The organism is Actinomycetota bacterium, assembly GCA_005888325.1.
Lineage (GTDB): Bacteria > Actinomycetota > Acidimicrobiia > Acidimicrobiales > AC-14 > AC-14.
In genome coordinates, this window is record VAWU01000047.1 from 11,730 (window position 1) to 17,116 (window position 5,387).

General features: G+C 66.4%; 5 protein-coding genes and 1 pseudogene (1 of these 6 only partly in view). All 6 read left to right on the forward strand.

Annotated elements, in window-relative coordinates; translation table 11 throughout:
• A pseudogene (locus tag E6G06_15230) lies at positions 1 to 836 on the forward strand (divalent metal cation transporter); it begins 370 nt to the left of the window's first position.
• A complete protein-coding gene (locus E6G06_15235) occupies positions 833 to 1,252 on the forward strand; it encodes a hypothetical protein (GenBank protein ID TML89037.1) in 420 nt (139 codons plus the stop codon). The pseudogene E6G06_15230 and the gene E6G06_15235 overlap by 4 nt, the downstream one beginning before the upstream one ends.
• Positions 1,239 to 1,610: a PRC-barrel domain containing protein gene (locus tag E6G06_15240; GenBank protein ID TML89038.1), complete on the forward strand. Its 372-nt coding sequence runs from the start codon at positions 1,239 to 1,241 to the stop codon at positions 1,608 to 1,610. Before E6G06_15235 ends, E6G06_15240 begins: the two co-directional genes overlap by 14 nt.
• A 259-nt stretch (positions 1,611 to 1,869) precedes the next feature.
• Positions 1,870 to 2,277, forward strand: coding sequence for a low affinity iron permease family protein (locus tag E6G06_15245; protein ID TML89042.1), 408 nt, complete (start codon positions 1,870 to 1,872; stop codon positions 2,275 to 2,277).
• A 1,035-nt stretch (positions 2,278 to 3,312) separates the two neighbouring features.
• Entirely contained in the window at positions 3,313 to 4,395 is a 1,083-nt protein-coding gene (locus E6G06_15250) for a UPF0104 family protein (protein TML89039.1), read from the forward strand.
• Positions 4,396 to 4,978: 583 nt separating this feature from the next.
• Positions 4,979 to 5,387, forward strand: a 409-nt coding sequence (locus E6G06_15255; GenBank protein TML89040.1) for an integrase, incomplete at its 3' end; no start/stop codon positions are given.

Sequence of the window (5,387 nt, forward strand, 5' to 3'; positions counted from 1 at the left end):
TCAACTTCGAGGTCATGGAAAACGCCTTCGGCCTGTCCGGCTTGGCGCTGGTCGTAACCGGGATCGCGGTGTGGCAGCTCCGTCCCGACTGGGGGAACGTCGCCCACCAGGTGCTGCACCCGGCCAAGCCCGGCACGGAGAGCGTGGCTAGTTACTTCTACTACGCGATCGCGCTGTTCGGTGCCGGGCTGATGCCCTACGAGGTGTTCTTCTTCTCCTCCGGTGCCATCGAGCAGCACTGGGCCAAGCGCGACCTTCCCGTTCTGCGCGCCAACGTCTTCATCGGGTTCCCGCTCGGCGCGGCCGTCACGCTGTCGCTGATGCTGGGCGCGAGTCTCGTGCTCGGCCCCCGCCAGATCGACGTGGGCCACCTCTACCAGGCCGCGTTGCCGACGTCGGTCGCCCTGGGCAAGTGGGCGCTCATCGTGGTGCTCCTCGGTTTCTTCGCGTGCACCTTCGGCGCCGCCTTGGAGACGACACTGGCCTGCGGCTACAGCATCGCTCAGTACTTCGGATGGCAGTGGGGCAAGTTCGTCGCACCCAAGGACGACGCCCGGTTTCATCTCAGCCTGATCCTCACCCTCGTCGCCGCCGCCGCTGTGTTGCTCAGCCGAGCCGATCCCGTGAAGTTGACCGAGTTCGTCATCGTGCTGTCGGCCGCTGCCTTGCCCTTGACCTACTTTCCCGTGCTGGTGGTGGCCAACGACCCCGAATACATGGGAGTCAAGACGAATACCCCGGTGTCGAACGCGCTCGGCGTTGCCTTCCTCGTGCTCCTCCTGGTCGTCTCCGTCGCCGCCGTTCCGTTAATGATCATCACCAAGGCGGGGGGATGAGCGCGGCGGGCCGTGAGCTGTGGGCGCGTCTGCACCTACTCGACCGCCCGATCCTCGACGCCGAGGGCATCCCCAGTGCCAAGGTCGACGACCTCGAGTTCTCCCTACCCGAGGAGCCCGACGGTCTGCCCATCCTGACCGCGGTCCTGTGTGGGAACGCGGCCCTGGCGCGGCGATTCAACCGCAGGCTCGCGCAACGGCTCGAGCTACTGCGAAGGGTCTTCGTCCCGGTTGAGCGGCCGGGGCCGGCTCGCATCGACATGTCCGAGGTAAAGCACATCGGCCCCGCGCTCCACATCACGCCGCGGCGCCATGAGCTGGAGGTCGCGACGCTCGATCGATGGCTGGCGCGCAACGTCTTAGCTCACCTTCCCGGGTCTGGTATCGACGCGAGGTCCGACGATGCGCCTCAGTGATCTGCTCGAACGCGCCGTCGTCGACCAGCACGGGCGTAACTGGGGACAGGTCCACGACGTCTATCTGGTTCAAGATGGCCCGGTCAGCGCGACCGCCGCCGCGTTTCGCATCCACGGCCTGATTGCCGGGCGGGGGACATTCGGGACTCAGCTCGGCTACGTGGGACGTCCCGGCTATGAACATGATCAAGAGACACGCGGACCATGGGTCCTCAAGGCACTCGTGCGTCGGTTGCAGCGACGCGCGGTGTATGTCCCTTGGACTGATGTCGTCGAAGTTGGCGACCACCAAGTGATCGTGAGGTCCCCGCCGAACGGATTCGATCGAGCGAATTCTGGCGCGCCCTCATCTCCGTGATCGGATCACTGCGGTGGCCACAAATCGTACGTCGCACCACGACCCGAGAGGGGGTCGACGTAGTGGCGGCGCCTCCCCACGTGTCAGGCCACCGGACAACAAAGGCACCTCGATTGCATACCTGCTTAGCACCCGGGCTGCTGTCCCCGACCGCTCTCGTCCGTCGCCACGGTTTGTTTCAGCGGTACTCGGGAACAATAGGGCGGCAGCCGAATCCCGGACCCCCAACATGACCGCCAAAGACACCAGACCGGTCTTGATGCCGAGCGAAGTCTCGGCCCGGGTTGGATTCTTCGATCGCTTCGCGGGATGGTCGGCCCTGATCGCCAGTCGGGCCTATTTCTTCGCCTTTTGCGTACTCCTGATCGTCCTGTGGGCGCCATCCTATTTCTTCATCCGAAATGTCGATACCTGGCAGCTAATCATCAACACCGCGACGACCATCATCACATTCCTGATGGTTGCACTTCTCCAGAACAGCCAGACACGAAGCGATCAGGCCATTCAGCACAAGCTCAATGCCATTACCGACGGCCTGTCTGATCTCATGCGCCATCTCATCGAGGGACACGACGAGACTGATTTGCGTACGGACATGATCGAACTGCGAGACGCGGTGGGGCTTGAGACGCACGAGAGCACGACCAATAACCGGCAAGCCGGATGACTTGCGGCGTTCTTGGAAGAACGCGCACGGTCGACAAGCTGTCGCTAGAGCCGTCCCCGGCGGTGCTCGGCCATTCAGAGCATCTCGGCGACAGCCGTACCCCTCCCGTCGCCACTGCAAGCCAGCCAGAGCCTCGGGCCACGTCGGCAAACGCGCTTAGGGTCATGGTCGGTAAGACGGCTACAAGCACCAGGAACAAACCGCGGTTGAAGCGAAACGATCGAATCGTTCGAGCATTTCATGACCCCCAGCTGGGCGGCGCGCGGGGTCGGTGATCTGCCGGTTCCCACCATGAGCAGGGCAGTATGGTTCGAGGGACGCGAAACGTCGACATCGCACCGGAGTCGGTGCGCCGTTGGATGGCGTCAGGCCGACATCGACGACGGGATCCGAGATGGCCTCACCACGGCCGAGCAGAGCGAGATGGTGCAGCTGCGCCGCGACAAGCGCTGGCTCGAGATGGAGAACGAGATCCTGCGGCGGGCCGCCGCGTACTTGCCAAGGAGCGCAGCGAGGCGGCGAGACCGGCTTGCGACGAAGGCGCAAGCCGTAAGCCCGGGGGTGTGGGGGGCGCAGCTCCCCACGTCGAGGAAACAGACCAGGATTGGGCAGGGCAGGCGATCGCGCCCGCGAGGATCGGCGTGAGATCCGGGCTTATCCCCGAGAGCGCTCCTAATCCGGCGCCCGATCCCCAATCCGCACCCGACCCTGGCGCTGCAGCTCTCGCCAATGCTCCAGGGAACGTCGGCAGGTGTAGGGCGGTCACGGGATGGCGCCGGGAAAGATGGCCTTGAGGTCGCGGCTGATCGTCGCCTCTGACACCCCCAGCTGCTCCAGGAGATCCCGATCGCGCTGTTCGAGACGACGGCCGAGGTCGTTGACGGCCTGACGAAGGCGTTCGAGCACTATGAGCAGGCGTCGGAGCCGGCCTGGCGCTGAGGTTGCGGCGCGGTGGGTAAAGGCCAACCCATCGCCAAGCAGCGCAGGTCGCACCGTCGGAGCACCCGTAATCGATCGGTGCGTGCCATCCGGCGGGTGCTGTCGACCCTCGTCGCCGCCATCGTGGTGGAGTACCTCGTCGTGCCGCAACTCGCCGGCATGCGACAGGTGGTCCATCTGCTCGGTCATGTCGGCGGCGGATGGATCGTTGCCGGCGTGCTCCTGCAAGCCGGCTCGCTCGCGGCGTACACGGAGCTCACCCGATCGCTCGCACCGCACGGCTCACTGCCCTTGCCGACTGCGGCGCGCATCACCGTGGCGACGCTCGGCACGAGCCACGTGATCCCCGGTGGCTCGGTCGCGGGGACGTCGCTCGGGTACAAGCTGCTGCGGGACGCCGGCCTCTCGGGCAGCGACACTGGATTCGTGCTCGGTGTGCAGAGCATCGGCTCCGCGGTCGTGCTCAACCTGCTGCTGTGGATCGGTCTCGTCATCACCGTTCCCCTGCACGGTTTCCGGCCGCTGTACGCGCTCGCCGCGGGATTCGGCGCGGCGCTGCTCGCCCTGCTCGGGCTGGGCGTGGTCGGACTTCTGCGAGGGCGTAACCGCGCCGCTCAACTCGCCTGTCGCGTGACCGGGCGGATCCCGTTCGTCGACGGTAGCGCCGTCGGCGATGGACTGCGCCGCGTCGCTGAACAGCTGCAGGCCATCGTCGACGACCGACGCCTGCTCGCGCGAGCAGTCGGCTGTGCCGCGAGCGCGTGGCTGCTCGACGCCGCGTGTCTCTGGGTGCTGCTCGCTGCCTTCGGCACGCGGCTCGAGCCGGATGCAGTCCTCGTCGCCTTCGCGCTCGCCAACGTGCTCGCGGCGGTTCCACTGACGCCAGGCGGTCTCGGTGTGGTCGAGACGATGCTCACGCTCGTCCTCGCTGCGTTCGGCGCGCCGCGCGGCGCGGTGATCTTCGGCGTGCTCGGCTATCGGCTCATCGAGTATTGGGCGCCGATCCCACTCGGCGGCCTGGCGTGGCTCTCGCTCGAGGCTGAAAAAGCGATCGATCGCAAGGCCGGCCGGAAGGCGCTGCGCGAGGCGACCGCCACGGCGTTGGAGAAGGCACCCCAGGTCCGCGACTGGGCCAAGCAGCACGGTATCGCTGCGACGGGCCGAGCCGTCGGCAGGTAGCTCAGTCAGCGGCCGGTGCGGAAGGACCGGCCTACCGCCGCGCTCGCATCAGTCGCCGGTATTCGATCGACGAGTAGGGGCGGTTACAAAAAAATGCATAGCGAGGCTTGATAACCGCGCCAGGTGGGCAAGGAAAGGACTGACAGCACCCGCCAGGGTCCCCCCGACACACCCTGCCCTGGCGGGTGCTTATCGCTTCAGGGCGGTGACGGGACAGGCTTGGAAGGGTTGGGACGGGCGCCGCGCGGCAAAAGGGTCTCTGGGGAAGCGCGGCGCCCGCCCCGGGCTGTCCTTGCTACCCCCGAGCCGACGTCAGGCAAACGGTGACGTCGCCAGGGGGCGCCGGGGATGCCAGCCTGGCTGAGGGGTTGCCCCCCGGCGGCCGTCTCACAGCCGGAGAGCGGCCGGGGGAAAGGGGTTGGTGCGGCGAATCGTCCCCCAGCGCGCTTCGGTTGCGCGTGCATGGTGTACCCCGGCGGATCTTGCGCCGGCATTGGACCTACCCGACGACCCCGAAAGGCCGGCGACCACTTGGCGACGACATCCAAGCCGTCATTGTTCGCCTGGCCCGAGAGAATCCCCGATGGGTTATCAGCGGATCCAAGGAGAACTGGCCCGTCTCGGCTGTCGCGTCTCGGCCAGCTCGATTCGCCGCGTCCTGGCGGGCCATGGCATCCATCCCGCACCGCGGCGATCATCGACGACCTGGCGGCCCTTCATCCGTTCCCAGGCCGCGGGTCTCGTGGCCTGTGACTTCTTCAGCGTCGACATCGTGTTGTTGCAGCGCCTCTACGTGCTGTTCTTCATCGAGGTCGGCTCGCGCCGGGTGTGGCTGGCGGGCGTAACCGCGCATCCGACAGGCGCGTGGGTGACCCAACAAGCACGCAATGTCGTGACCGCGATGGAACAACGCGGTCACGTTCCCCGCCACCTGATCCGCGACCGCGACACCAAGTTCAGCCGCGCCTTCGATGACGTCTGGCGTTCAATTG

Coding starts and splice junctions, on each gene's coding strand:
- E6G06_15235 (TML89037.1), top strand. CDS start 833: ATGAGCGCGGCGGGCCGTGAGCTGTGGGCGCGTCTGCACCTACTCGAC.
- E6G06_15240 (TML89038.1), top strand. CDS start 1,239: ATGCGCCTCAGTGATCTGCTCGAACGCGCCGTCGTCGACCAGCACGGG.
- E6G06_15245 (TML89042.1), top strand. CDS start 1,870: ATGCCGAGCGAAGTCTCGGCCCGGGTTGGATTCTTCGATCGCTTCGCG.